This window comes from Gammaproteobacteria bacterium (genome assembly GCA_013697705.1).
Classification (GTDB): Bacteria; Pseudomonadota; Gammaproteobacteria; order UBA6002; family UBA6002; genus UBA6002.
Genome location: JACCWJ010000004.1, coordinates 139,728 through 165,474 on the forward strand (window position 1 = coordinate 139,728; position 25,747 = coordinate 165,474).

General features: G+C 41.3%; 28 protein-coding genes. 13 read left to right on the forward strand and 15 right to left on the reverse strand.

Annotated elements, in window-relative coordinates:
• Positions 1-3: 3 nt before the first annotated feature.
• From H0U71_01290 to H0U71_01310, 5 genes are read right to left on the reverse strand one after another with little or no spacing between them, the layout of a single operon-like run.
• Positions 4-666: an SCO family protein gene (locus tag H0U71_01290; GenBank protein ID MBA2653686.1), complete on the reverse strand. Its 663-nt coding sequence runs from the start codon at positions 664-666 to the stop codon at positions 4-6.
• On the reverse strand, positions 659-1,546 hold the full coding sequence (locus tag H0U71_01295; GenBank protein MBA2653687.1) for a protoheme IX farnesyltransferase: 888 nt from the start codon (positions 1,544-1,546) through the stop codon (positions 659-661). Before H0U71_01295 ends, H0U71_01290 begins: the two co-directional genes overlap by 8 nt.
• Complete coding sequence (locus H0U71_01300; GenBank protein ID MBA2653688.1) at positions 1,543-2,619, reverse strand: COX15/CtaA family protein; 1,077 nt, start codon at positions 2,617-2,619, stop codon at positions 1,543-1,545. Before H0U71_01300 ends, H0U71_01295 begins: the two co-directional genes overlap by 4 nt.
• A complete protein-coding gene (locus H0U71_01305; GenBank protein MBA2653689.1) occupies positions 2,612-3,205 on the reverse strand; it encodes a hypothetical protein in 594 nt (197 codons plus the stop codon). Before H0U71_01305 ends, H0U71_01300 begins: the two co-directional genes overlap by 8 nt.
• Positions 3,205-3,942, reverse strand: a complete 738-nt coding sequence (locus H0U71_01310; protein ID MBA2653690.1) for an SURF1 family protein — start codon at positions 3,940-3,942, stop codon at positions 3,205-3,207. Before H0U71_01310 ends, H0U71_01305 begins: the two co-directional genes overlap by 1 nt.
• Before the next feature lie 28 nt (positions 3,943-3,970).
• On the opposite strand from H0U71_01310, the gene H0U71_01315 reads away from it, so the two are divergent.
• The 5 genes from H0U71_01315 (at position 3,971) to H0U71_01335 (ending at position 6,432) form a co-directional block, all read left to right on the forward strand.
• Entirely contained in the window at positions 3,971-4,180 is a 210-nt protein-coding gene (locus H0U71_01315; GenBank protein ID MBA2653691.1) for a twin transmembrane helix small protein, read from the forward strand.
• Positions 4,181-4,214: 34 nt separating this feature from the next.
• On the forward strand, positions 4,215-4,364 hold the full coding sequence (gene tatA / locus H0U71_01320; protein ID MBA2653692.1) for a twin-arginine translocase TatA/TatE family subunit: 150 nt from the start codon (positions 4,215-4,217) through the stop codon (positions 4,362-4,364).
• Positions 4,365-4,367: 3 nt separating this feature from the next.
• Complete coding sequence (gene tatB, locus H0U71_01325; protein MBA2653693.1) at positions 4,368-4,571, forward strand: twin-arginine translocase subunit TatB; 204 nt, start codon at positions 4,368-4,370, stop codon at positions 4,569-4,571.
• An 18-nt stretch (positions 4,572-4,589) separates the two neighbouring features.
• Positions 4,590-5,309, forward strand: coding sequence for a twin-arginine translocase subunit TatC (gene tatC / locus H0U71_01330; protein MBA2653694.1), 720 nt, complete (start codon positions 4,590-4,592; stop codon positions 5,307-5,309).
• Between the two features lie 439 nt (positions 5,310-5,748).
• The gene (locus tag H0U71_01335; GenBank protein ID MBA2653695.1) at positions 5,749-6,432 is read left to right on the forward strand and encodes a helix-turn-helix transcriptional regulator; all 684 of its coding nucleotides are present in this window, start codon (positions 5,749-5,751) and stop codon (positions 6,430-6,432) included.
• A 135-nt stretch (positions 6,433-6,567) separates the two neighbouring features.
• On the opposite strand, the gene H0U71_01340 is transcribed toward H0U71_01335, so the two are convergent.
• Complete coding sequence (locus tag H0U71_01340; protein MBA2653696.1) at positions 6,568-7,716, reverse strand: multifunctional CCA tRNA nucleotidyl transferase/2'3'-cyclic phosphodiesterase/2'nucleotidase/phosphatase; 1,149 nt, start codon at positions 7,714-7,716, stop codon at positions 6,568-6,570.
• A gap of 71 nt (positions 7,717-7,787) precedes the next feature.
• On the opposite strand from H0U71_01340, the gene psd reads away from it, so the two are divergent.
• Complete coding sequence (psd, locus tag H0U71_01345; protein MBA2653697.1) at positions 7,788-8,651, forward strand: phosphatidylserine decarboxylase; 864 nt, start codon at positions 7,788-7,790, stop codon at positions 8,649-8,651.
• Between the two features lie 2 nt (positions 8,652-8,653).
• Complete coding sequence (locus tag H0U71_01350) at positions 8,654-10,066, forward strand: amino acid permease (protein MBA2653698.1); 1,413 nt, start codon at positions 8,654-8,656, stop codon at positions 10,064-10,066.
• A 54-nt stretch (positions 10,067-10,120) separates the two neighbouring features.
• Here the strand turns inward: H0U71_01350 and epmA are convergent, their stop codons facing one another.
• Positions 10,121-11,086, reverse strand: coding sequence for an elongation factor P--(R)-beta-lysine ligase (gene epmA, locus H0U71_01355; protein MBA2653699.1), 966 nt, complete (start codon positions 11,084-11,086; stop codon positions 10,121-10,123).
• A 2-nt stretch (positions 11,087-11,088) separates the two neighbouring features.
• On the reverse strand, positions 11,089-11,658 hold the full coding sequence (gene efp, locus H0U71_01360; GenBank protein MBA2653700.1) for an elongation factor P: 570 nt from the start codon (positions 11,656-11,658) through the stop codon (positions 11,089-11,091).
• Positions 11,659-11,756: 98 nt separating this feature from the next.
• Between efp and msrB the strand changes: the two genes are divergently transcribed.
• A complete protein-coding gene (gene msrB, locus H0U71_01365) occupies positions 11,757-12,122 on the forward strand; it encodes a peptide-methionine (R)-S-oxide reductase MsrB (GenBank protein ID MBA2653701.1) in 366 nt (121 codons plus the stop codon).
• Here the strand turns inward: msrB and H0U71_01370 are convergent.
• Both H0U71_01370 and parC read right to left on the reverse strand, forming a co-directional pair.
• On the reverse strand, positions 12,109-12,609 hold the full coding sequence (locus H0U71_01370) for a PH domain-containing protein (GenBank protein ID MBA2653702.1): 501 nt from the start codon (positions 12,607-12,609) through the stop codon (positions 12,109-12,111). The two genes, msrB and H0U71_01370, sit on opposite strands and share 14 nt — an antisense overlap.
• Positions 12,610-12,624: 15 nt before the next feature.
• Complete coding sequence (parC, locus tag H0U71_01375; protein ID MBA2653703.1) at positions 12,625-14,859, reverse strand: DNA topoisomerase IV subunit A; 2,235 nt, start codon at positions 14,857-14,859, stop codon at positions 12,625-12,627.
• A 107-nt stretch (positions 14,860-14,966) separates the two neighbouring features.
• Here parC and coq7 point away from each other — a divergent pair, with 107 nt between their 5' ends.
• From coq7 to H0U71_01390, 3 genes are read left to right on the forward strand one after another with little or no spacing between them, the layout of a single operon-like run.
• The gene (gene coq7, locus H0U71_01380) at positions 14,967-15,605 is read left to right on the forward strand and encodes a 2-polyprenyl-3-methyl-6-methoxy-1,4-benzoquinone monooxygenase (protein MBA2653704.1); all 639 of its coding nucleotides are present in this window, start codon (positions 14,967-14,969) and stop codon (positions 15,603-15,605) included.
• Between the two features lie 3 nt (positions 15,606-15,608).
• Positions 15,609-16,370, forward strand: a complete 762-nt coding sequence (locus H0U71_01385; protein ID MBA2653705.1) for an ATP-binding cassette domain-containing protein — start codon at positions 15,609-15,611, stop codon at positions 16,368-16,370.
• On the forward strand, positions 16,363-17,907 hold the full coding sequence (locus H0U71_01390; GenBank protein ID MBA2653706.1) for an ABC transporter permease subunit: 1,545 nt from the start codon (positions 16,363-16,365) through the stop codon (positions 17,905-17,907). Before H0U71_01385 ends, H0U71_01390 begins: the two co-directional genes overlap by 8 nt.
• Here H0U71_01390 and H0U71_01395 read toward each other — a convergent pair.
• The 3 genes from H0U71_01395 to djlA all read right to left on the reverse strand — a co-directional run bounded on the left by H0U71_01395 (position 17,894) and on the right by djlA (position 20,086).
• Positions 17,894-18,502, reverse strand: a complete 609-nt coding sequence (locus H0U71_01395) for an aminodeoxychorismate/anthranilate synthase component II (GenBank protein MBA2653707.1) — start codon at positions 18,500-18,502, stop codon at positions 17,894-17,896. The two genes, H0U71_01390 and H0U71_01395, sit on opposite strands and share 14 nt — an antisense overlap.
• A 14-nt stretch (positions 18,503-18,516) precedes the next feature.
• Entirely contained in the window at positions 18,517-19,191 is a 675-nt protein-coding gene (gene rpe, locus H0U71_01400; protein MBA2653708.1) for a ribulose-phosphate 3-epimerase, read from the reverse strand.
• 82 nt (positions 19,192-19,273) lie between these two features.
• Positions 19,274-20,086, reverse strand: a complete 813-nt coding sequence (djlA, locus tag H0U71_01405; protein MBA2653709.1) for a co-chaperone DjlA — start codon at positions 20,084-20,086, stop codon at positions 19,274-19,276.
• A gap of 79 nt (positions 20,087-20,165) precedes the next feature.
• Here djlA and gshA point away from each other — a divergent pair, with 79 nt between their 5' ends.
• Together gshA and gshB are read left to right on the forward strand one after the other, a co-directional pair.
• Positions 20,166-21,455, forward strand: a complete 1,290-nt coding sequence (gshA, locus tag H0U71_01410) for a glutamate--cysteine ligase (protein MBA2653710.1) — start codon at positions 20,166-20,168, stop codon at positions 21,453-21,455.
• Positions 21,445-22,389 carry a glutathione synthase gene (gene gshB, locus H0U71_01415; protein MBA2653711.1) on the forward strand — a complete coding sequence of 315 codons (945 nt, stop codon included), beginning with the start codon at positions 21,445-21,447 and terminating at the stop codon, positions 22,387-22,389. The genes gshA and gshB overlap by 11 nt, the downstream gene beginning before the upstream one ends.
• 19 nt (positions 22,390-22,408) lie before the next feature.
• Here the strand turns inward: gshB and H0U71_01420 are convergent, their stop codons facing one another.
• On the reverse strand, positions 22,409-23,971 hold the full coding sequence (locus H0U71_01420; GenBank protein ID MBA2653712.1) for an FMN-binding glutamate synthase family protein: 1,563 nt from the start codon (positions 23,969-23,971) through the stop codon (positions 22,409-22,411).
• A 47-nt stretch (positions 23,972-24,018) separates the two neighbouring features.
• On the reverse strand, positions 24,019-25,737 hold the full coding sequence (gene ggt / locus H0U71_01425) for a gamma-glutamyltransferase (protein MBA2653713.1): 1,719 nt from the start codon (positions 25,735-25,737) through the stop codon (positions 24,019-24,021).
• Positions 25,738-25,747: the final 10 nt, after the last annotated feature.

A 25,747-nucleotide genomic window follows, 5' to 3' on the forward strand; every position in this document is an offset into this window, starting at 1 on the left:
TTATTAATTTCCTTTATGGGATTGTTTAATGAGGAGTTCATAATCTTGTGCGAGTCCTTTGGGGTCAATGGGCGGTGAAAATAAAGCGGCTAAATTTCCATCGGGGTCTATTACTAATACGGTACCGCTATGATCAATTTGATAATCTTCAGCTTGATTAGGATTCGATTTCGAGTAGAGGATATTTAATTTATGCGTCATATCTTCTAATTGGGCTTCAGTTCCAGTGGCGCCATCAAAACTTTTATTAAAAGAGGTTACATACTGTTTGATACGCTTTACTGAGTCGCGTTCTGGATCAATAGAAATAAAATAGACTTGCGGTAATTGGGAAATTTTATCCGTCACTAAATTATTATAAACCTGGTTAAGACTGCCTAGTGTCGTTGGGCATAGCATTGCACAATTAGTGAAGCCAAAGAACAGCATGCTCCATTGACCTTTTAATTGCGCATTAGTGAATGACAAATTATTGGGGCCATTGTCTAAGGTGAACGGTTGGATTTGGCGCGGGATAGGGAAAGCAGTTCCGGTTTTGAGCGTTAGCTCCTTGGCGGGAGGTTCATTCCAATTGTAATGCGACCAGAGGCCAAAGAGTAGGGCAAGTATACAAAAAGCAACGCCAGCAAATAAAACTTGCCGTTCAAGACTACCTTTCTCAAACATGAAATCCTCCTAGTACATTGAGGTAATGATCAGTCAACAATAATAAAAACATGGCCATAAGGTAAAAAATAGAAAAGTAGAATGTATTCATGGCGACTTGTGGATTATTCGATTTATAAAGTTGACAGCTCTTGATAAGAAAAACGCCGCCTAGTATTAATGCACCAATTAAGTAAGGGACGCCGCTCATATTAATGATAAATGGCATGATAGAAATAATCACCATTAATAGTGTGTAAAGCACTATACATAGTTTTGTAAAGGGCACGCCGTGTGTAACCGGTAACATAGGGATTTCCGCTTTTTTATATTCCTCATAACGTGCAATAGCGAGAGACCAAAAATGGGGAGGGGTCCAAGTGAAAATCAGTAATACCAACAATAAGATTGCAGGATCAGTGGAAGCAGTGACAGCTGTCCATCCTAATAAGGGAGGGGTCGCGCCGGCAAGCCCACCAATTACAATATTCTGTGGAGTCGCTCTTTTTAAAAAAACGGTGTAGATAAAGGCATAACCCACTAACGTCGCAAATGTTAGTATCGCTGTAAGCGTATTTACAAAAAATATTAAAATACTCATGCCACTAAGGCTTAATATAAATGCAAAAATTCCCGCCTTACTGGGGGAGATGTTGCCAGAGGGAATAGGTCTTCGTTTGGTTCTGCCCATTACACTGTCAATTCGATGATCAATAAGCTGGTTAATGACCCCCCCCGCTCCGGCACATAGGCCAATGCCAAGTGTCCCGAAAAAAAGTATTTGCCAGGGGATATGATCAGTAGCGAGCAGCATGCCAACGATCGAGGTCAGTAGCATTAATGCTACTACGCGAGGTTTGCATAATTCATAGTAATTTCGCCATACAGCATAAGTTTTCACAGAGTAGGCATCCCCTGATGTGAAGCTGGGGGTTGCTTAGCAACCAAAACAACCGCCGATTTGCGAGAAGTTGTTAGCTGGTAAAGTAGTGTCAGCATGGAAAGCAACAGTAATAACGCTACCGCATTATGTGAAACGGCGATTGGGAGATAGAGGAGGGTAGCAATATTTAAAATTCCCAAGAAAATCTGGGTAGTAAGTATCAGAAAGATCATGCCCATTGTATTTTTAAGAGCACTGGTTTTATTGGAAAAAAGCACATAGCTGGTCAATGAAAGAATATAACTTGTTGTGATGAAGGCGCCATATCGATGCGTCATTTGAATAGTGACTCTCGCTGATTCGCCTAATATTCCTCCCTGATAATTTTTACCGATAGGACTGAAGAAATTGAAAGCTTCAGAAAAATTAAATTTAGGAAATAATTGGCCCTGACAATAAGGGAAATCAGGACATACAATGGAAGCATAATTTGCGCTGGTCCAGCCACCCAAAAAAATCTGCAGAAATACAATAACTACGCCGAGAATGACCCAGGGTTTTAAATAATTCAATGAATTGGCGGGGGGATGTGTTACTAATCGTCCAGTATCTAATGTAAGCCACCACAATAACGCAACAATTGTCATGCCGCCTAAAAGATGACCCATTACCACAAGGGGTAAAAGCTGCCAGGTAACGGTCCACATTCCTAATAGTGCTTGAAAAATCACGCAGGCAATTAAAAGTTGGGGCACAATTCGGGGATGTTGCGAATCTTTTTTGCGTGCCAAAAAACTCCAGCCTGCTAATACCATAATGAGGAGTCCTAATGACCCTGCAAAATAACGGTGGGTCATTTCTGCCCATGCTTTTGTGGGTTCAACTGGTTGCTGGGGATAAAGCTTAGAGGCAGAAGCAAGAGCCGATTGTGTTTTAGGTACGATGAGTTGACCATAACAACCAGGCCAATCAGGACAGCCCAAGCCTGCATCTTTAAGTCGGGTATAAGCGCCTAAAATGACAACTACAAACGCAAGGATGGTGGCTAAAAATGCAAGTCGTGTAAAAAGATTTTTTTTTGTTTTAACCAATTTGCGATACCTTCAATACACGTTCCAAATCTTTCAAAATACCTTTTGGCGCTGCATCTGGAGCGTAAAACAACAGGATGTTTCCTAGGGGATCTACAAGATAAAGCGAACCTTTTTCTAAAGCAAGTTTTTTAGGTAGACTTGCCTCTATTTCAGCTATTTTTTCGTGAGAAATAGTAAAATGTAAGGTGCCAGGATAATGTTGGCGCAGCCAATCATCAAATCCCTTTTTGGTCTGTAGGGTGATAATAGCGCGCTCTATACGGTCACGATTTTTCCCTGTCGCTTGACGAATCTGGCGAATATAATAAAGATTACGTTGAGCTAATGAATTTTCGGGGTCTGCAGTAAGATAAATTAGCCACCATTTCCCCTTCAACTGAGCTTTATTTGCTGGCTCTTGGTTGCTTACCAAGGCAAGGGTTGAAATAGGAACAGTCGGTTGCATCAAAAGTCCATGATTTACTTTGCCACCGCTTAAAAAGAGACCATGGCTATAAGTTAGCCAGGCGGCAACCATCGGCCCCACAAAAATAAATGTCAGCAATAGAATAATTAATGATTTATTCACTTTCGTCGTTAACATTATTTCGCCCTTGATGTGTTTAATGTTATATAAATAATAATCAGGGTTAAAGCTAGTAGAAACCACTGTACTGCATAACCCAGATGCCGATAAGAAGGGAAGCTAACCGGTTTCCAATCTCGGATTAAAGCGCTGTTGTCTCCCGTTTGGATTAATAAATAAAAAGGATAGGTTTTTTCGTTTAACGCTTTATCAATCACGGCAAAATCAGTTGCTTGCAGGATAAGCGGCCACTTGTATAGCACAGGCTCCTTTTTTAAAACAAATGTTTTACTCGGAAAATAAATTAAGCCTACCAATGTTCTGATTCCCTCTGACGCAGGAATTTCAGGCAATTCATTTCGATTTTTGACGCTTAAGAACCCGCGATTAACGAGTAATACACGCTTATTGTCAGCAAGAATAAAAGGGCTGAGTATTTGAAACCCTGCTTGATTATTATAAGTTTTGTTGTCTAGAAAAAATAAGTGTTGATTGTCAAAACGTCCTGTCACTTTGAGTTGTTTATATTGCAAAAGTTTATTATTTGGCTCATTAAGTTCACTTAATAATATGGGTTTAGAGGTGGCGTATTCCCGTTCGATTATTTTTTTTGCCTCTGCGCGGTGGAGTTGCCATACTCCCAATGAGAGGAGTAACGGCAATAGGGCGAGGATACCTAGGGTGGGGACCCAAGCGGGAGAAAAAAGATAACCAAATAGATGTACTCTGATTCTAGGTAGTTTAATATAACTCAATGACCCTCCTTACTTTCGGAAATGTTATATGATAATGAAAACAATTGTCATTTTGCTACTGTTTACGATAATTTATTGTCTAGGTAGTGCAGTTTTTTTCATGATTCGTGACAAAGGACGCTCTAAAAGTATGGCTAAAGCACTTACCTGGCGAATTAGTTTATCTTTACTTTTATTTCTGCTGCTTATCATAGGGTATGCTATGGGCTGGATTGTACCTCATGGAGTGCAACCATAATAATTTTTCAATCCGTTGAAAAGGAGTGTAACGCATGGGCATGAAGCTCGGATCCTTAATCTTAATATTTCTCATTGTTTTATTATTGTTTGGTACCAAACGATTGCGTAATGTCGGCGAAGACTTGGCTACAGCCATTAAAAGCTTTCGTAAAGGTCTAAAAGACGATAATAAAATTGAGTGATGTATGTTAGAGATTAGTTTTTGGAAAATTATTTTGGTGGCAGTAGTTGCGTTGATTGTCTTAGGACCCGAACAGTTGCCAAGAGCAGCGCGATCAGTGGGTCGTCTCCTCAAGGAACTAAAGAAAGGGCTCGCGTCCGTGCAAAAAGAGATAGCAGGGACCATAAAAACGGAAAATGATGAGCCTGAAAAAGAGTCGGATAAATAGTCCTCTATAGAGGTGATAATGGATTATCTTTTAGAATTACGCAGACGCTTACTGTACTGTCTCGGATTTACAGCGGTTGTTTTTTGTATTCTCTCTTTTTATGCTAACCCACTTTATGAGTTACTCACTAAGCCCCTGCTCCATCAATTGCCTGCAACGCATCTAATCGCTACCCAAATTTCGGCCCCCTTTTTAGTTCCGATGAAATTCGCTTTTATCATCAGTCTGATGTTGTTAATGCCTTTGTTTTTTTATCATCTGTGGAGTTTTGTTGCTCCCGCCTTATATGTTCATGAAAGAAAAAAAATATGGGTGTTATTATTGCCCAGTGTGGTTTTATTTTATATTGGCTTCTTTTTTGCTTATTTTGTTGTGTTACCGATTATTTTTCGTTTCTTCGTCGAAACCACTCCCGCACATGTCGAGCTTTTACCTGACATCAGCCTTTATTTGGGTTTTGCCATGCAAATATTATTTGCCTTCGGGTTAATTTTCGAAGTGCCCATTGTAGTGTTATTGCTCATTCATTTTAAAATCTCTTCTTTAGAGGAACTGAAAAAAGCCCGACGGTATGTAATTGTTTTGTCATTTGTGGTGGGAATGGTGCTCACGCCCCCGGATGTTTTGTCTCAGACGTTATTAGCTGTGCCTATGTGGTTGTTATATGAGCTTGGGTTAGTGCTCGCGAAGATTTTTCTGGGGGCTAAGGACGCAACAATTGTCTCCAAGCCTGAATAAGCTCCTGAATGTTAGAAGGCAGCCCTGTACTAACAGAGTCTAGGTTATTAATATCCAGCTCTATCCAAATGTCGGTGTCTTTGACTCTTACTAAAATTGAATTTCGATTAATTTTTACGCCGTCAAACTCTGGCGGCCAATCAAGAGGGAGCATTTTACAAAAAAAGGGGTTTTTTAGAGCGAGGAAAGCTTAAGGCAAAATGAACTGTTGGGCGGTTCAAGGAAAATTTCCGCTCTATTATATGTAAAAAACATAGCATTCTTGTTCATCTCCTTTAAAAGTAGTGTTACTATGATGTTTTATAGTTATAATGTTCTCTTAAGGCTTATTTAAGCATGTGACTTTTATTAATTCAAATTTTTTAATTAAAATTTATGAATTTAAAGTTTTTTTGATATAATTTAGGAATTTGAACAATAACCAACAGGTGAAAAAGTAATGCCAGTGGCAGATATTTTAGATCAGAAATCGACTCCTGAAGCACGAGGAAAACGTCTCAAGAGTTTAAGGATGATGGCTGGATTGTCTCGTAAAGCACTCGAAGACAAATACGACATTAGCGCGAGTACAATGCAATCCTGGGAAGATGCGAAAGCGGGCGGATTGACAGAGAAAGGTGCTAAACGAGCCATCGAAGTTTTTAGGCAAGAAGGAATCCGCTGTGCAGTTGATTGGCTTCTTTACGGAATTGGCCTGCCACCTCAGCTAAGCGACAAATTGTTTCAACAACAAATTCATCTTCAAGAATCGCTGGAAGATAGGGTTGAAATCACGGAAGAGCGTGCGATAGTTAATGAATTGCTAGCTTTCCGTCAACATAACCCTGATGCAGTTGAATTTATAGTACCTGATGAAGGCATGGCACCTATCTACTATAAAGGTGATTATGTTGCAGGTAAACGTCGCTATAATGAAGCGATTGATAATGTTTTAGGTATGGATTGCATAGTAGAAACTAAAGAAAATGAAGTCTTGCTCAGAAGACTAAAGCTTGGGTCACAATCTGGACTTTATACTCTAATCTGCTTAAATCCAGAAGCCAATGTACCCGAATTCGCTCTTCATGATCGGGAAATTCTCAGTGCTGCCCCAGTAATTTGGCTACGGCGCAAAGATCCTTAAAAGCGATCGCTTACTCTTCTCGTAGTCCCGCGACATAACTCCCGTCACGGGACTACTTCTCTTTGTCATCCCGCAACCTACTCTTCTACGTTGTCCACCACCACCTTTCTACGTTGCCCCACGAACAGTGACCTTCTATTGAAGATAAGTGTCGATGGTAGCTATACGTATTTCTCGCAATTTTGCAGCAAACGCTTCCCCTTTAAACCCTTGGCTGCCAATCGCTGCGTTATCGATCTTTGTTAATTCAGTGAGTAGGGCAAGTAAACGTGAAGACTTTATTTTATCTTGATCTCCCGCCAAATAATGACAGATCATTAAAAAATCATTAAAGCGATGGCGGCGGCGAAAAGCATCCGTCCTTTCGAACAAGGTTAGGATAGTTTCTGACTCCCAAATTAAACTGGTATAAAAGGGATAGTATTTAATAACGATTAATGCCAAGTCTCGAAAGTCTGTGGGAATGCGATACTGATTGATTAGCCTAAGAAAGGCGTGTTCATCCATGTCAAAGACTTCAATTGCAAATCGCAGCGTGTCCGAGGGATGCTCTTCAATGACTTTCATTAAAATTTTTTGCTTAACGGCGAAATTTTTTATCTCGGGAAAAAGTTTTTGCTGCGCATTACAATTCTCTAAAACGTCAAAAAAACGCCACGGATAGTTTTCCTGGAGAGAACGTGCCCATTCTTGCCATACCCTTTCAGGGACTAAAGCGTCGATTTCTCCTTCTGCTACCATTTTTTTCATCAACAATAGTGTATCGCTATTGATCTCAAAATTGCCAAAACGCGCAGCTAGTCGAGCCACTCGCAGAACACGCACAGGATCTTCCGCAAAGGCTGGGGAGATATGGCGAAAAAGCCTATTCTTCAAATCTTGTTCACCCTGGTAAGGGTCTATGAGTTCATACGTTGAAAAGTCCGGACTGAGAACGCGCATTGCTATGGCATTGATCGTTAAATCGCGTCTTTGTAAGTCTTCTTCTAGAGTCACATCTTTTTCAGCATAACACTCGAAGCCTGTGTAACCTTTTGCTACCTTGCGCTCAGTGCGTGCCAGGGCATGTTCTTCCTTGGTGTCAGGGTGTAAAAAAACGGGAAAACTTTTGCCTACGCGACGATACCCCAGCGCGAGCATCTCCTCTGGAGCGCTGTTTACAACGACCCAATCTTTTTCTACGGTCATCCAATAATTGTTAACATCAGCAGGTGTTTTAAAATCGCCGTTTATTTTTGCAAGGAGAAAATCTCTCACAGCGCCACCGACAAGAAAAACTTCCAATTATTAATCCTCTTTTCAGTTGCTCAATAAAGTTATACTATCGATTTGTTCTAAATATAGGCAAAAGCGGCATGTACCTGGAAAAATTAAAGTGCAATCTTCAACATGTGTTACCACATCACTTCTTGTCGCGTTTGATCTCCAAACTTGCTGATTGCGAAATTCCTTTTGTGAAAAATGGATTAATTAAATTATTTATCGCAAATTACAAAATTGATTTGAGCACAGTCGTGAGTTCTGAATTAAAAGATTACCCAACTTTCAATCATTTTTTTACTCGAGCGCTGAGGCCTGATGCAAGGCCCATCGTATCAGAAACAACTGCAATAGCTAGTCCAGCAGATGGTGTGATTAGCCAAGCGGGCGTCATTGAGGACGGGGAACTGTTTCAAGCGAAAGGAAGTTTTTTCAAACTAAGTAATTTACTGGCCGGTGATGCTGCTTTGGCTGCGAATTTTCTCGATGGACAGTTTGTGACGATCTACCTCGCTCCGCGTGATTATCATCGTGTACACATGCCCATTGATGGAAAACTCATTAATACTATCTATGTCCCCGGAAAATTATTTTCAGTGAATAATGCTTCTGTGGCTCACGTGCCAAATCTCTTTTGTAGAAATGAGCGCTTGATTTGCAGGTTCGAAACTTCAGTCGGAGAAGTGGTCCTTATTTTGGTGGGTGCAATGTTGGTGGCAGGAATCGAAACGGTGTGGGGGCAGCGTGAAACGCCCTGTGATTCGAAAGAAGTCGTGGTCAAACAGTACCAAGATAAAGGCATTGTATTAAAAAAAGGCGATGAGTTAGGGCGTTTTCAGTTTGGTTCTACAGTAATTCTACTGTTCCCTCCTTCTAGTGCAAAATTGTTACCTTTCGCTGCTCAGCAACATATTAATATGGGCGCTTTACTAGGTCATGTAAGGGTTGAAGGCAAGTAGAAATGGCAGTGATGAGTACAAAAATAGGCAGATCTTTAGGCATTTTTGATATTGTCATGATAAATGTCATCGCTGTGGATAGCCTGCGAACTTTACCATTCAGCGCAGAATATGGCTTCTCCCTGGTATTTTATTACATCCTAGCATCGATCACTTTTTTTATTCCGGTGGGTTTAGTGTCAGCAGAACTTGCAACGGGTTGGCCTAACAAAGGGGGTATTTATGTTTGGGTGCGTGAAGCTTTCGGCGACTTGCCGGGATTTGTAGTCATTTGGCTGCAATGGGTTTACAACATTGTCTGGTACCCCACCATTTTATCTTTTATAGCGGCGACCTTGGCTTATCTTATTAATCCCGCATTAGCCGAAAGTAAAGTTTATATGCTTTTGGTTATTCTCGTCATATTTTGGGGGGCCACCTTTATCAATTTCTATGGTATGCGGGTGTCAAGTTTAGTGAGCACATTAGGAGCGCTCTTTGGCACGTTGTTCCCGATGTTTTTTATTATCGCACTCGGAGTAATCTGGCTATTATTAGGTAATCCCACTCAGATATCCTTTACGACGGATCAATTTATTCCGACCTTGGTGGATCCCAGTCATCTTTCTTTCCTAACGGCTGTCCTATTTGGTTTAGTAGGAGTGGAAATGTCTGCCGTCCATGCAGATGAAGTAAAAAATCCAGGCAAAGTTTATCCTAAGGCTATTCTATATTCGACAATCATCATTTTCACTACCTTGGTTCTTTCTTCCTTAGCCATAGCATTGGTCGTTCCAAAACGTGAATTGAATGTGGTGACAGGCTTGGTACAAGCTTTCGAAATCTTTTTTTCTGCCTACAATCTCAATTGGATGGGCCCGGTAATAACTTTCTTAATTATTGTAGGAGGTATTGGTAGTGTTGCAACCTGGATTATTGGACCCACAAAAGGTCTTTTGGTCGCAGCACAAGATGGTAGCGTCCCTCCCTTATTTGGACTCATGAATAAAAGAGGTGTTCCGGTTACCTTGTTGATTTTTCAAGGCACCATCTTCACCATTCTTTGTGCGGTATTTTTATTAATGCCGACTGTCAGCAGCAGTTATTGGGTGCTTACCGCTATGACTGCGCAACTTGCAATGTTGGTTTACATCGCATTGTTTGCGGCTGCATTATGGTTGCGATTTAAAAAGCCTGAGGTTGTGAGATCCTATCGAATTCCTATGGGTAATTTGGGAATTAGTGTGGTCTGCATTTTGGGAGTCCTCTCCTCGACATTTGCTATTGTGTTGGGATTTATCCCTCCTGCTCAATTATCGGTCGGCAATATTGTGACCTACGAAAGTATTTTAATCCTCGGTATTTTATTATTAACCGCTCCTCCTATCATTATTTATTTGAAACGTAAGCCTAATTGGCTGCAGTTATCCACTTAGTGAAATTTACAAAGCGATTAGATTTCATACCAGTACAGAATTTTTAGAGAAGTTTTAAGCTCGGGCAATAGGGAAAGCAATCATGTCCGAAAGGTCAGTAGTGTTTGCTGCCAAGCAGAGCAGACGATCAAAACCCATCGCGACTCCTGCGCACTCCGGAAAGCTATGTAGTGCCTCAAGCAAACGGTCATCAATAGGAATTACGGGTAAATTACGGTGGGCTCGTAGTTCATTATCTAGATTTAATCGCTTTAATTGTTCCTTAGAATCACCCAATTCATGATAACCGTTAGCTAATTCTAGCCCTTTAAAGTAGACCTCAAATCGCTCCCCCACGTGAAAATCCGATTCACGCCTAGTCTTTGCAAGCGCCGCTTGTGAAGCGGGGTAATCATAAATAAAAATGGGCCGTGTTAACCCAAGCGTAGGCTCCACAAGATGAGTCATGATTAAATCAAGCCAAAGGTCTTTGTTTTGTTCATTACTTTGAAAGCTCAGCCCGTTGTTTGCAGCAAGTTTTTTGAGATCAGTGATTGAACAAGTGTGAGGATTGATAGCAAAATTTGTTTGAAATAAGTTGTGATAGGATATCCTGTCAGCTTTCTCAGTACTTAATACCAGCGTGAGGAGTTGGTCCATTTCATCCATTAATTGGATATGGGTAAAGCCCACTCGATACCATTCTAAAATAGTAAATTCAGGATTATGTTTTTTGCTCACCTCGCCATTACGAAAAGCCTTACATATTTGGTAAATGCTGCCGTAGCCTGCGGCGAGGAGACGTTTCATTGCGAATTCTGGAGAGGTCTGTAAATAAAGTTTTTTAGCCTCATTAAGACCTTCAAATTCTAATAACGTGTGGAAGCTCGCGAGATGTGGATCGGTTACAGTCGAATGACAGATGAGCGGCGTTTCTACTTCTAACACTTCTCGTGCTTCAAAAAAACTGCGGATGTTCTTAAGAACTTTAGCGCGCAATTGAAGATGGTTAAGTGGAGCAGTTGGATGCCACTGATGCATAATCACTCTTTTACCCGAGAAACATATTCACCGGTACGCGTGTCTACTTTTAATAGATCTCCGATCTCAACAAAAAGGGGTACTCGAATTATAGCCCCGGTTTCTAGCGTGGCGGGTTTGCTGCCACCGCTTACGGTGTCCCCTTTAATGCCGGGATCGGTTTGCTTAACTTTCAAGTTTACAAAGTTGGGTGCGGCTACTGTAAGCGGATGACCATTCCACATCGTTACAATGCAATAGTCTTGTTCTTTCAGCCATTGTTTTGCGTCTCCCACGGTATCTCCTGTGGCAGCATGCTGCTCAAAGGTATCTGGCATCATGAAATGCCAAAATTCGCCATCACTGTAAAGAAACTGCATATCGGATTCAGCAACATCCGCCCCCGGCAAGGAATCGCCCGATTTAAAGGTTTTTTCGAGCACTCGTCCAGTCTTTAGATTACGGTACCTGACACGATTAAATGCCTGCCCCTTACCCGGTTTTACATATTCATTTTCAATGATTGAACAAGGATCATTATCAATCATGAGTTTTAAGCCACTTTTAAATTCATTAGTGCTAAATGTTGCCATATTTCCCTCGCCTAGAAGCAGACTATAATTAATATAAAATGCAAAATACCATAAGATATAAATTGAATAAATTACATTTTACGCCAGAGGCTTACTGTATGACTTCAAAAAAACTGACTCCTGAAGAATATCGCGTCTGTAGAACCAAGGGTACAGAGGCTCCTTTTAGTGGTGAGTATTGGAATAATAAAAAGCCAGGCATTTACACCTGTACCTGTTGTGGTAATGAATTATTTTCTTCTGAAGATAAATTTGATTCTGGAACAGGCTGGCCTAGCTTTTCTCAGCCCACCACCTCATCAGCATTAACTGAGCATGAGGACGCTTCCCATGGCATGCGGCGAGTGGAAGTGGTGTGTAAAAAATGTGATGCTCATTTAGGTCATGTATTCACCGATGGCCCACCTGAAACAGGACTGAGGTACTGTATTAATTCAGTTGCTTTGAAATTTAAGGACGATTAATTTGCTCAAGCTGTTGTTGTGCATAACGTCGAAATACCAGGGGATCAGGGATATTCGGAAAAGGATCTTTGCTGCCACCCGTACCGCTGACAATGATTGAACCATAATCAAAAATTCGTCCGAGAACGCTTTGATAAACTTGGATACTTTCTACGCGCTGCAATAAAATCTCTAATGAAGTTCGGCTAATGAAGCCTACCTTCATTAAAATTCGTCGATTGGTGATGCCGTATTCTGAGCTTAGATAAGTAATATACGCTACCAACCCTGAAAAAAGTGCGACCAGTAATACTGCAATTCCAAGGAAATCCGTTAAGGTATAATTATTATAAACAGTCGTATTGGCAATAGGATATCGTGGAGCTAGAAAGAGAATAAGTATGGCTAAAAAAAGCCAACCTAAGGGGGGCGTAAAGATAATCCAATGGGGCTTGGTTCGATAAAGAACCTCCTCATCATTCACGAGAGTTTCATCAATGTAACTCATCTTATACTCCCTGAGTTATTCCTTTACCGATAAACCATCAATCTTTCTAACGCCCCGAGGTAGTACATGACCGCGACGTCCTCTTTCCCCTTGATAATTCACTAAATCTTTCACCTTGATCTCTAAATCTTTTTTTCCGGAATGTATTATTAATGAGCTGCGTGGACTTAAAATCTGTATGTCGATGATAAATTCTTCACGGCTGATAAGTTTAGCGTTAGGAATGCTCATTATTTTATTACCCTTGCCGCGAGGTAACTGCGGTAAAGCTTGTAAGGGGAAGACAAGTAAGTGTCCTTCGGAAGAAGCAACGGCTAATAAATCCTCATCAATATTTTTTACCAGGCGAGGCATTAGACTTTTAGCCCCTTTAGGTACTGTAAGTGCGGCCTTACCAGCACGGTTTTTGCAAAAAAGATTTTGTACTTCCGTGATATATCCATAGCCTGCATCTGAAGCCAGCAGAATTAGTTGAGTAGGCTCCGCCAATATTATCCCTGTAAATACCGCATTGGGGGGCGGATTTAATCGACTGGTGAGGGGCTCGCCTTGCCCGCGGGCTGAAGGCAAACTATGCGCAGCTAAGGAATAACTTCTCCCAGTGGAATCTAGAAAAACAACTTGTTGATTGCTTCGGCCGCGTGCCGCCATTAAAAAATGGTCACCGGCTTTGTAGCTAAGATTCTCCACATCAATTTCATGTCCCTTGGCCGCTCTTACCCATCCTTTTTGTGAAAGAATTGCAGTGATGGGTTCCGCAGGAATGATTTCTTCTTCTTTTAAGGCGTGAGCTTCTTCTCGTTCTACTAATATGGAGCGGCGTTCGTCCCCGTATTTTTCCATGTCTTCTTTTAATTCTTTACGAATGAGCGCTTTTAAACGTTTTGAAGAAGCGAGCGTTGCTTCGATATCCGCTTTTTCCTTGCTGAGTTCTTCTTGTTCGCCTCTGATTTTAAATTCTTCCAGCTTGGCTAAGTGTCTCAACTTTAACTCTAAGATAGCTTCGGTTTGAGTCTCAGACAATTCGAAGCGCTTCATGAGTACGGGCTTGGGATGATCCTCGTGCCGAATAATGGCAATGACTTCATCAATATTCAAATAAGCAATGAGTAAACCGTCTAAAATATGCAAACGATTCAGGACTTTATCGAGGCGGTATTCAAGACGTCGTCTGACGGTGTTGGTTCGGTAGACCAGCCATTCATTTAGGATAGTCAATAATCCCTTAACCTGGGGCTTATCATTAATCCCAATCATATTCAAATTAACACGATAGCTACGTTCCAAGTCCGTAGTGGCAAATAAATGGGCCATTAAGGATTCCACATCCACACGATTTGACCGTGGCGTAATAACTAACCTAGTTGGATTTTCATGATCGGATTCATCGCGAAGATCTGCGATCATTGGTAATTTTTTAGCCTGCATCTGCGCTGCAATTTGCTCTAAAATTTTCGAGCCTGATGTTTGATGAGGGAGTGCAGTAACAATAATATCCCCTTCTTCTTCAAGATAGACTCCACGCATACGAAGGCTACCATTTCCTTTGCGATATATTTCAAGAATATCTGCTCGAGGGGTAATGATTTCTGCTTCAGTAGGAAAATCGGGTGCTTGAACATATTGACAGATGTCTTCTAGAGTAGCGTCGGGATGGTCTAATAAATGTATGCAGGCGTTCCCGAGCTCTTGTAAATTATGAGGAGGAATATCAGTGGCCATACCCACTGCAATACCCGTTGCACCATTCAATAGCACATTCGGTACACGCGAAGGAAGAATCGAAGGTTCTTCTAAGGTACCATCAAAATTAGGCACCCAATCAACAGTGCCTAGCTCTACCTCTGATAGTAAGGCATCGGCATACTTTGAAAGTCGCGATTCTGTGTAGCGCATTGCTGCAAAAGATTTCGGATCATCGGGCGATCCCCAATTACCTTGACCATCAATAAGGGGGTAGCGATAAGAAAAAGGTTGCGCCATTAGGACCATTGCTTCATAGCAGGCGGCATCCCCATGGGGATGGAATTTACCTAAAACGTCACCCACCGTGCGTGCTGACTTTTTATATTTTGCACCGGCCTTGAGGCCAAGATCAGACATTGCATAAACAATTCTGCGTTGTACTGGCTTCAAGCCATCACCGATGTGCGGTAAGGCTCTATCCAAAATTACATACATAGAATATTCAAGATAAGCTTTTTCTGTGAATTGTTTTAAAGGCTGATTTTCAAACTCCGCAATGCTCATAGGTTCTCAGTTTATTAGGTATAATGCTGAAGGAGTATAAGTTATTCTGAACATTGCTGTCACGCGATTATAGACTCATAATAATGTATTCAAACCAAGGATCTCCTATGCCAATTCAATATTCTTTTTTTGATCGACTATTAATTGCAGTGGACAATGGGGTGCGTTCTTTATTCGCTCAGCCGATATCTAGAAGACCGAATCCCGCGATGATTGAGCAGGAACCAATGCTGACTCCCACTGAACGCAAACAAAGCGCGGCACTCATGCGGGTAAATCATGCCGGAGAGGTTTGTGCGCAGGCTTTATACTATGGCCAAGCAATAACCGCTAAATCTATTCAAACCAAAAATGCTCTTTTACAGGCTGCAGAGGAGGAGACCGATCATTTAGCGTGGTGTCAAGAACGTATTGAACAGCTAGGGAATCACACGAGTTACTTAAATCCGTTGTGGTATGTGGGGTCATTTACCATTGGCCTATTGGCCGGTATCGTTAATGATAAGTTTAGTTTAGGGTTTGTCGTTGAAACGGAGAGGCAGGTGGAAAAACATTTGCAAAATCACCTGACACAAATTGCACCTCATGATAATAAAAGTCGACTTATTTTGGAGCAGATGTGTGAAGATGAAACTCATCATGCGACCGTCGCAATGAGTGCAGGCGCAATTGAGTTACCTATTTTTGTAAAAAAAATCATGGCTGCAATATCAAAGGTCATGACAACCACTACCTATTATGTTTAAGAAATGATCAAACTTTCTCACCTAGCAAAAACCTTTAATGGGAAAGACTACATCGTTGAAGATCTTTCACTTGAAGTTGCCAAAGGAGAGCTATTAGTTTTGCTCGGATCTTCAGGTTCGGGAAAAACAACTACTTTGAAAATGATTAATCGATTAGTCGAGCCTAGTTCGGGTCAGATAATGATTGATAATGAGGACATTAGTTTATTAGACCCGGTGGCATTAAGACGATCCATAGGTTATGTCTTTCAAGGCGTGGGATTATTTCCTCATTTAACCGTAGAAGAAAATATAACTATCATTCTAAAACTCAATGGCATGGAAGAAGGGGAAAGAAAGAAACTATCAGATTATTTTTTGGATTGTGTGAATTTAGAACCGAGTGTGTATGCCTCACGTTATCCCGATGAATTATCGGGAGGACAACAACAACGAGTCGGAGTTGCACGAGCATTAGTGACTAATCCGCATCTATTGCTTATGGATGAACCCTTTGGTGCGGTTGATGCAATTAACCGTAACACCTTGCAGACAGAGCTTCTGAAACTCAAGGGAAAACTCAATAAAACAATTGTTTTTGTGACCCATGATATATTTGAAGCTGTTCGACTCGGTGATCGCATTGCCATTATGAACCAAGGTCGTTTGGAGCAAATAGGCACTAAACAAGAAATCATCCATTCCCCCTCTACCTCATTTGTAAACCAGTTGTTTGATAAAACCTCACGCCAATTAAAAGCATACATGGAACTGTTAGATGAATGATGGGGTGATATTTCTTTACAATAAATTCCCTCTATTAATGCAAAAGCTTTTAGAGCAAGTGTATTTAACAATGGGCTCTGTGGCGATCGCAATGCTAATTAGCATTCCTCTTGGAATTTATATTGCACGAAAAAATAAATTAAAAAAATATATTTTATCGTTTACCAATATTTTGCAAACACTCCCTAGCCTTGCTGTAATGGGGTTTTTACTGCCCTTTTTAGGAGTGGGGATTAAGACTGCCATTCTAGCCCTGGTCATCTATGCAATACTTCCCATTCTTCAAAATACTGTCACCGCTTTTCTAGGGGTGGCCCCAGATTTATTAGAAGCGGCTGATGGACTTGGTTTTACTAAATCACAGAAATTATGGCGCGTTGAATTCCCTCTTGCCTTGCCTGTCATCATTGCTGGAGTGCGTACTGCAACAGCAATGAGCGTGGGTATAGCAACGCTCGCCGCCTTTATTGGCGCAGGAGGGCTGGGTGATTTCATTTATGAGGGGCTTTCCCTTAATAGCACTCGGTTAATTTTATTAGGTGCGATTCCTGCAGCACTGCTCGCATTAGTATTGGATTACATCATTGGATTGTTCGAAAAAAAAATTACCGCAAAGAAACATCCTGTTAAAAAAAGAAAATGGGCTCTCTATTATCTAACAATTATTTTTTTCTTTTTTATTTTAGCTATCGGCATAGGATTGTTTTTTACCGGCAGTTCAAAAACAAATACAGTGCGTGTGGGTACAAAAAATTTCACCGAGCAAATAATTTTGGGAGAGATCATTACTCAATTGTTGCGTGCGGACACTGCATTACATGTGGTTAAAAAATTTAATTTAGGCGGTACCTTTATTTGCCAACGCGCAATTATTCGTGGCGATATTGATTTATACCCCGAATATACCGGCACAGGGTACACAGTGATTCTTTCACAAACCCAGCCAAGGAGTTCGGCTGAAATATATAACTATGTGCGTCAAACTTACTTCGATAAATTCAATCTCATTTGGCTAAACGTTTTTGGTTTTAATAACACCAATGCAGTTGTGGTGTCGCGTCAGGTTGCAACAAAATATTCATTGCGAAAAATTAGCGATTTAAACGCTATTGCGCATCGTCTTGTGATAGGTGTACCCGCCGATTTTATGGAACGACCCGATGGGTTTGTCGGCTTAAAGAATAAATATCATTTAGAGTTTGGACGTGTGCGATTAATGGATCCGGGATTGATGTATAAAGCAATTCAATTAGGTCAGCTCGATGTGATTATGGGTTTTTCTACCGACGCAAGAATACTTGCTTATAATTTGGTGGTTTTAGAAGATGATCAACATTTGTTCACCGCTTATTTTGCGGCTCCAATTATCCGTGACGACATACTTAAGCGGCATCCAAATATAAAAGTGGTCTTGGATAAGTTGGCGGGAAAAATAAATAATAACACAATGCAAAATTTAAACTATCAAGTCGATGTGCTGCAGAAAACCCCTGAAGAAGTAGCCAGTAAATTTTTAAAGACCCTTAAAGAGTCTTGAGATCCTGCCTGTCCCGCTCGGTAGTCAAAAAATTTTGTAACAGTTCCTTCCCATGCTCGGTCAAAATGGATTCCGGGTGAAATTGCACTCCTTCTATTAAAAAATGGGCGTGCTTAAGTCCCATAATTTCATCTAGGTCACCCCGCTCATTTTGTGTCCATGCGGTAATTGCAAAACAAGAAGGCAGCGAATTTTTATCTACTACCAATGAATGATAACGTGTGGCATTAAATGGATTAGGAAGATTGCGAAAAATGCCCTCCCCGCAATGATAAATTTTGGAAATCTTACCATGCATCACTTTGTGTGAACGAGTCACTTGTCCTCCAAAAGCTTGACCAATGCTTTGATGACCCAGGCATACCCCTAGTAAGGGAATGGCGCCGGCAAATGATTTAATAACTTCTAAAGAGATGCCCGCCTGATCAGGAGATCCTGGGCCCGGTGAAATGACAATCGCGCGTGGTTGTAATGCAGTGATTTGTGAAATTGATATCGCATCATTTTTAACAACTAACACCTCAAAGTGGAGTTCTCGAAAATAATGAACAAGGTTATAGGTAAACGAATCATAGTTATCAATCATTAATAACATGGTTCTGTCCGCGACTAATGAGTAACTTTATTCAGCTCTGCTCGTAATCGTGCGATAGTGGTTTGATAATTATCGCTATGAAAGATACCAGTGCCTACCACAAACGTGTCCGCTCCTTCATTTGCTATATCAGCAATGTTATTAATTTTGATGCCGCCATCAACTTCGAGTCTAATAGGGTGAGAACAATCTTGAATTATGTGATGAACCTGTCTTATTTTGCGTAACATGCTAGGGAGGAACTCCTGGCCACCAAATCCGGGATTCACTGACATGACCAGGACGAGATCCAGCCGTTCTAATACGTATTCAAGATATTCTAAGGGAGTTGAAGGATTAAATGCTAACCCCGCTTTACACCCAAGATCTTTTATTAATTGTAAACTGCGGTCGAGATGTTCCGTTGCTTCGGGATGAATCGTAATATAGGTAGCCCCTGCTTTTGCGAACTCCACAATAAGGGCGTCTACGGGTTTAACCATCAAATGAACGTCAATGGGGGCGGTAATGCCATATTTTCTCAGCGCGGAGCAAACCATGGGGCCGACTGTTAAACAAGGAACATAGTGATTATCCATCACATCGAAATGGATAAAATCCGCACCCGCTTCAATCACTTGGGTTACCTCTTGGCCTAAATTGGCAAAATCAGCAGCAAGTATTGAAGCAGAAATTTTCGAATCACGCATGAATAAGCCCTTTCTAAAATCGTTAATTATAATAATTTCTCAAAAGAATATTGTACATCATTATCCAAATGCTTAAGAAAACCTATATCCCTCTTGCTTTACAGATAGTTTCATAAGCTAATTTGATTTCTTGAGTTTTTTGGGTGGCGAGTTTAATCATTTCTTCTGGCAGCCCTTTTGAGACTAATTTGTCAGGATGATTTTGACTCATCAACTTTCGATAGGCTTTTTTTAAGTCACCGTCACTAATTGAAGTCGGTACACCTAAAATTCGATAAGCATTTGCCAGGCGATTGGGTTCTTGGTGCCGAGGTTGCTGGTAACCTGAACGTGAATTTCTATAATTTGACTGGGACCCATAGGTTTGCGAACGCTGAAAAAAATCGCTCGCATTGAAGTTCAAGCGATAACAGATATGCTCTAAAATGCGCTGTTTATTTCGGGTTAAAATCCCATCCGCTTGTGCTGCTTGTAGCTGGATTTCAAGAAAAAGATGCAATAAGTTCCTTTGTTGAAAACAAGCGTCATTTAACGCTGATAGAATTTGATCCAAATCAAAGTCTGCTAATTTTCCCTGCCTAAAATATAAAATAGCTTGCTGCTTCAAATGAGGGGTAAGCATCATGTTTTGCATAATTCTCGTGGCCGCTTTAATTTCATTTTCTGAAACTCTACCATCCGCTTTTGCGATATATCCCATGATAGTAAAAGTAGCCTTAAAAAAAATGTCCTGGGTTTGGGTATGTTGATAGCTTGGGGGAGGGAAGAAAAACCAATGACCTTTACGGCTAACATCAAAATAATGACCCAACATCAAACCCACAATAGCGCCCAAAGGACCCGCAATCATGTATCCGAATACCGAACCGAGTAATTTGCCTAACCAAAACATAATTTACAACTTACAAAACATTATATAACCAAGCATAATACCAGGTAAAACTGATAACAACCTTAATCAAATAAGGGTTTCTATGTCTAACATTGATTTAAACAGGTTTTCTCCAGTAGCCGTCCCCTCAACGGGAACTGTCTTGAGTGTAGAAAATTATTTAACCTCAAAAAAGCCACAAATTGAAACCTGGCTTGAACAGAAATTAAGCGATCATCCGGTCCCATTTTATTGTTCAGTAGATGTTCGAAACGCGGGATTTAAGATAGCCCCGGTCGATACGAATTTATTCCCCGCAGGATTTAACAATCTCGGCCAGAGTGAGCACTTTTGTGTTGAGGCCGTCAAGAAGGTCTTTGAGCAAGATCACCCATTGGTGAAAAAAATACTTATCATTCCAGAAGATCATACGCGAAATGTTCATTACTATGAGAATATTTTCATTATTCAAGATATTTTGGAAAAGGCAGGCTTACAAGTCAACATTGGCAGTCTATTATCTGAACTCGATCAACCCAAAATCGTTGATTTGCCTTCGGGGAAACAACTTACTTTGCACCCTCTATCGCGTAAGCATAATAAACTACAAATCAACGATTTTATTCCCGATCTCATTTTACTCAATAATGACTTGTCGAACGGCGTTCCTGTCTTACTCGAAGACATTGATCAAATAATTATACCGCCTGTAAATGCGGGATGGCATACCCGTCTTAAATCGGTACATTTCAATCATTATCAACAGGTTGCGACTGAATTTGCGAGCGAGTTTGACTTAGACCCTTGGCTACTGGCTCCGTTATTTAAATACTGTGGCAAAGTAAATTTCATGGCGAGCAAGAATGGGGAGCATTGTATAGCACGGCGTTCAGAAGAGCTCTTTAGAGAAATTGAAACGCAGTATAAAAAATTTAGTGTCACACAACAACCTTACATAGTAGTCAAGGCAGATGCGGGAACCTACGGTATGGCTGTCATGATGATTCAAGATCCAAAGGAACTACTAAGCATAAATCGTAAAGATCGCACTCGGATGGCAAGTATCAAGGGAGGGCGAGAAGTCCATCAGGTAATAATTCAAGAAGGTGTTCACACCCTAGAAACCCGAGGTGAGAAACGGTTTACAGCAGAACCAGTGATTTACATGATTGGTAAAAAAGTCGTTGGTGGATTTTATCGAGTGCATGAAGCAAAGGGTTTCAATGAAAATTTGAATGCTCCGGGCATGCATTTTGAGTCATTTGATCCTTCAAATGAGGAAGAAAATCAACGAATCTATGCTTATGGTGTTATAGCAAGGCTTGCTTTAATCGCAGCTGCAAGAGAATTAAATATAACAACGCCCGCTGAAGGTAATAACAATGCCGGTTAATTTAGCAGTAGTAATGGATCCGATCTCTTCTATTAATTTTAAGAAGGACACAACCTTAGCCCTACTTTTGGAAGCGCAGCGCCGCGATTGGTCTTTATCCTACTTAGAACAGAAAGATTTATTTGTTCGAGACGGGGTGGCCTTCGGGAATGCTTGTTCTCTGCAGGTATTTAATGATCCAAAGTGTTGGTATCAACTCGGTGAAAAACAGTCGAAGCAACTCGACTTTTTTGATGTTATTTTGATGCGCAAAGATCCGCCGTTTGATATGGAATATATTTATACGACATATATTCTAGAGTTTGCAAAGGCCGAGGGGGTAAGGGTAATTAATGATCCCCAGGGATTAAGGGATGCTAATGAAAAACTGTTCGCTCAGTGGTTCCCGCAATGTATGCCTACCACGATAGTGACTAAAGACGGCTCCTTATTACGACAATTTATTAAAGATCAAAAAGAGGTGGTTTTAAAACCTCTGCACTCTATGGGCGGAGGTTCCATTTTTCACTTAAAGGAAGGCGATCATAATATTAATGTGGTCATTGAAGTGCTTACCCAGAATGGACTATCGCACATTATGGCGCAACGGTTTATCCCATCCATTACCGAGGGCGACAAACGAATCTTTATGATCTACGGGAAACCCATTCCCTACGCCCTGGCAAGGTTACCCAAGGAAGGAGAAATTCGAGGTAATTTAGCCGCCGGGGGCAATGCCAAAGGGGTGGAGTTAACTACGCGAGATTATTATATTTGTGAACAGGTGAGCAAGAAACTACTCGAAAAGGGCTTGGTATTTGTGGGATTAGATGTGATTGGCGAATATTTGACTGAAATTAACGTGACCAGTCCTACCTGCGTTCGTGAGCTCGAACCTTTTTATGATATAGACATCGCCAAACAATTTTTTGATGAGCTAGCAATTTCTTTATAGCGAGTGCCTCACCATTCAATTATGTGCTTTCTTTATTGCTTTCTAATCGTAATTTTTCCAAAATCAATTTCGCTTTACTTCCCGGAATCTTGTTGGGATATAAAGAGGCCATTGATATCGATACTCCATTGGCTGTCATTAACCTGGCATGAGATCGATTAAGTTGTCTAGGTTCACGAACCCCACAAGAATGGCTAATGACTCCAATTTCATATTCCATATTTTTTGCATAATGATAGACGCGCACTGATTTCACTGTCGGGTCAAGACCATAGGTATAACGCGGATCATTCGAAGTGATGCCGGTGGGGCAAGTATTTAAATGACATCTTAAGGCTTGAACGCACCCTAGTGAAAACATGAAGCCACGTGCAGAGTTGATAAAGTCGGCTCCTGCGCACAAGGCCCATGATACATCGGCTGGCGTGATCACCTTGCTGGAAGCAATAATTTTAATGCGATCACGTAAACCATATTCCACCAAGGTGTCGACTAAAACGGGCAGGGCTTCACTCAAAGGGATGCCCATGTAATCTATTAAACTCATTGGCGCAGCGCCTGTCCCGCCACCTGCGCCATCCAGGGTGATAAAATCTGGAGCGCAGTCTTCCCCCCGTTTTAAAATCTCCACGCATAACTCATCAAGCCATTCAAATCCCCCTAAAGCGATTTTGAATCCCGTAGGCTTGCCGGTGACATCGCGTACATGATTAATAAAATCAAGCAGTTGTGAAGAATTAGCGATTTCTGGATGACGATTGGGGCTAATTGAATCTTCATGTATTGGAATGCCGCGAATTTCTGAGATTTCTGCATTAACTTTTACAGCGGGTAATAGCCCCCCCTTACCGGGTTTGGCTCCCTGACTCAATTTAACTTCAAACATTACTATTTGACGTAGTGCAGCTACCTCTCGAAGTCTCTTATCACTTAATTTGCCATCTAAAGTACGAAACCCATACTTGGCTGTTCCTATTTGAGCAACTAAATCAGCCCCGCCTTCCAGGTGATAAGGTGATACGCCGCCTTCTCCCGTATTGAGCCAGCAACCTGCCATTTTGGCGCCATGAGATAAAGCGATAATGGCTTTTTTAGACATAGCGCCGTAGCTCATGGCAGAAATGTTAAAAATCGATTTGGCGGTGTAAGGATGCTTGCAATTTTTGCCTATGGTAACCGGTTTTGACTCTACCGCGTCTTGATTAAGGGTAGGAAACGGAGCATCTACGAAAAGCACTGTCCCAGTCGGTTTGAGATCTCTGGTAGAACCAAAACTCACTGTATTATTTAGATCCTTAGCCGCGCGATAAACCCACGATCGTTGCGCGCGATTGAACGGAAGTTCTTCACGGTCCCCTTCAAACCAGTACTGACGCAGATAAACGCCCAGGTCTTCTGTAATATAACGTAGATGTCCAACAATAGGATAATTACGCAAAATTGAATGTTCTTTCTGATAGCGATCATGAATGTATAAGATAATCAGTCCCAGGATACTAAAAATAAGCAGGAAGACGGCTAGGAATTCGCTCAAGTCACGCAGATGTTCCAGCAAAAGATCAATAATGGCGTGATTGAACATGTAATTCTCCAGTAGTAGAACGGTAAGAATAGCATATCTTTTTAAAGCTATTCACCTATGGCCGCCCCAGTCGGGCGGCGGCTATCCATAGCGCCATAAAATTTATGTGTCTCTGAGTCTATCAGGATGCCACTCACCGCCCCCCAGTAAGGAGTGTCGTAAGGTGAGCCAAGTTTAAGCTGATAACCCATTTTTTCCAGAATGGCTTGGGTATCTCTAGAAAATGCAAATTGCTCCATAAATATTTTGTCTGGCAACCATTGCATATGAAAACGAGGTGCATCTTCTGCCTCCTGAATATTCATCCCGTAATCAATGACATTCAATATGACATTAATTATTTGCGAGGGAATAGTTGATCCGCCTGGGGTGCCAATGACCAAGAACAATTTGTCGTCCTTAGTCATAATGGTGGGCGCCATAGAACTTAAAGGGCGTTTATTAGGTTCGAGAAGATTTTGTTTGCCTTGATAAAGACCATAAGTATTAGAAGTATTGGGTTTAATCGTAAAATCAGCCATCTCATTATTTAAGAAAAATCCAGTTTTCCCCGGAATAACTTTGGAGCCAAAATAATCATTTAGAGTATAAGTCACCGATACCGCATTTCCTTTCCGATCAATGACCACATACGAGGTAGTATTGCTCCCTTCGGGAATATCCCAACGGATTCTGTCAGAAGGAGTCGCTTTATTAGGTTTTATTTGAGCCTGTATTTTTCGAATATGGGATTGCGATAGTAACGTTTTAACGGGGTTTTGAATAAAGTTGGGGTCTCCTAAATAACGGTTGCGATCAGCATAGGAAAATCGCATCGCTTCCACTGCATAGTGTGTTCCCATCGCAGAATGGAAACCATACTCACGCAGTTTATAAGGTTCAAGTATCTTCAACGCTTCGCATATTGTTGTGCCAGACCCTGGCGGGGGCGTGGTGATGATTTTATAGCCACGATAAGTACAAACAAGCGGCGATTGTTCATCAATAGAATAATGACTTAAATCACTTTTTGTTATTACACCGCCATTTTTATTGCTCGCCTTAACAATTTCTTCTGCTATTTTTCCTTGGTAAAAGCCAGCAGTCCCCTTACTTGCGATTTCTTTTAAAGTAGTCGCCAAATTTTTTTGAACCAATCGATCACCCGGGTTGTAGCTACGGCCCCCCTTCATAAATATAGCGCACACATTAGGTTGAGTTTTAAAGCTCTCCTCACCTGTTTTTAAAATGCTGACATCTCCGGGCAAGAGCAGGTAACCATCCTCTGCTAATCGTATAGCAGGTGCAAGGACCTGGCTCAGGGGCAAAGTTCCATATTTTTCAAGCGCCTTATTCAAACCCATGACGGTTCCAGGAATTCCCACAGCCAAATAAGGCTTGGCTAATGCCCCCTTGATATGTCCAGTACTCAAGTTCTCAAAAATGACATTACCCTTTGGATCCAGAAATAAATCTAGCCTGCTTTTTTTCGGGGCTTTTTCCCTAAAGTTTAAAAAAGTTGCGTGGCCATTAGCAAATCGAATTAACATAAATCCGCCTCCGCCTATATTCCCGCAACACGGATTAACCACGGCAAGGGCATAGCCCATAGCGACAGCGGCATCCACAGCATTGCCTCCTTGTTTTAGAATACAAGCTCCCACTTCGGTTGCGTATCGTTGACTAGAGACTGCCATGAATTTGCTGCCTTGAACGGGGGCCGGTGATGCTGCGTTAACAATCTGAGCGATTGACGTTAGTAGGAGAGGAATAATTCTTTTCAACATTGCTTGACCA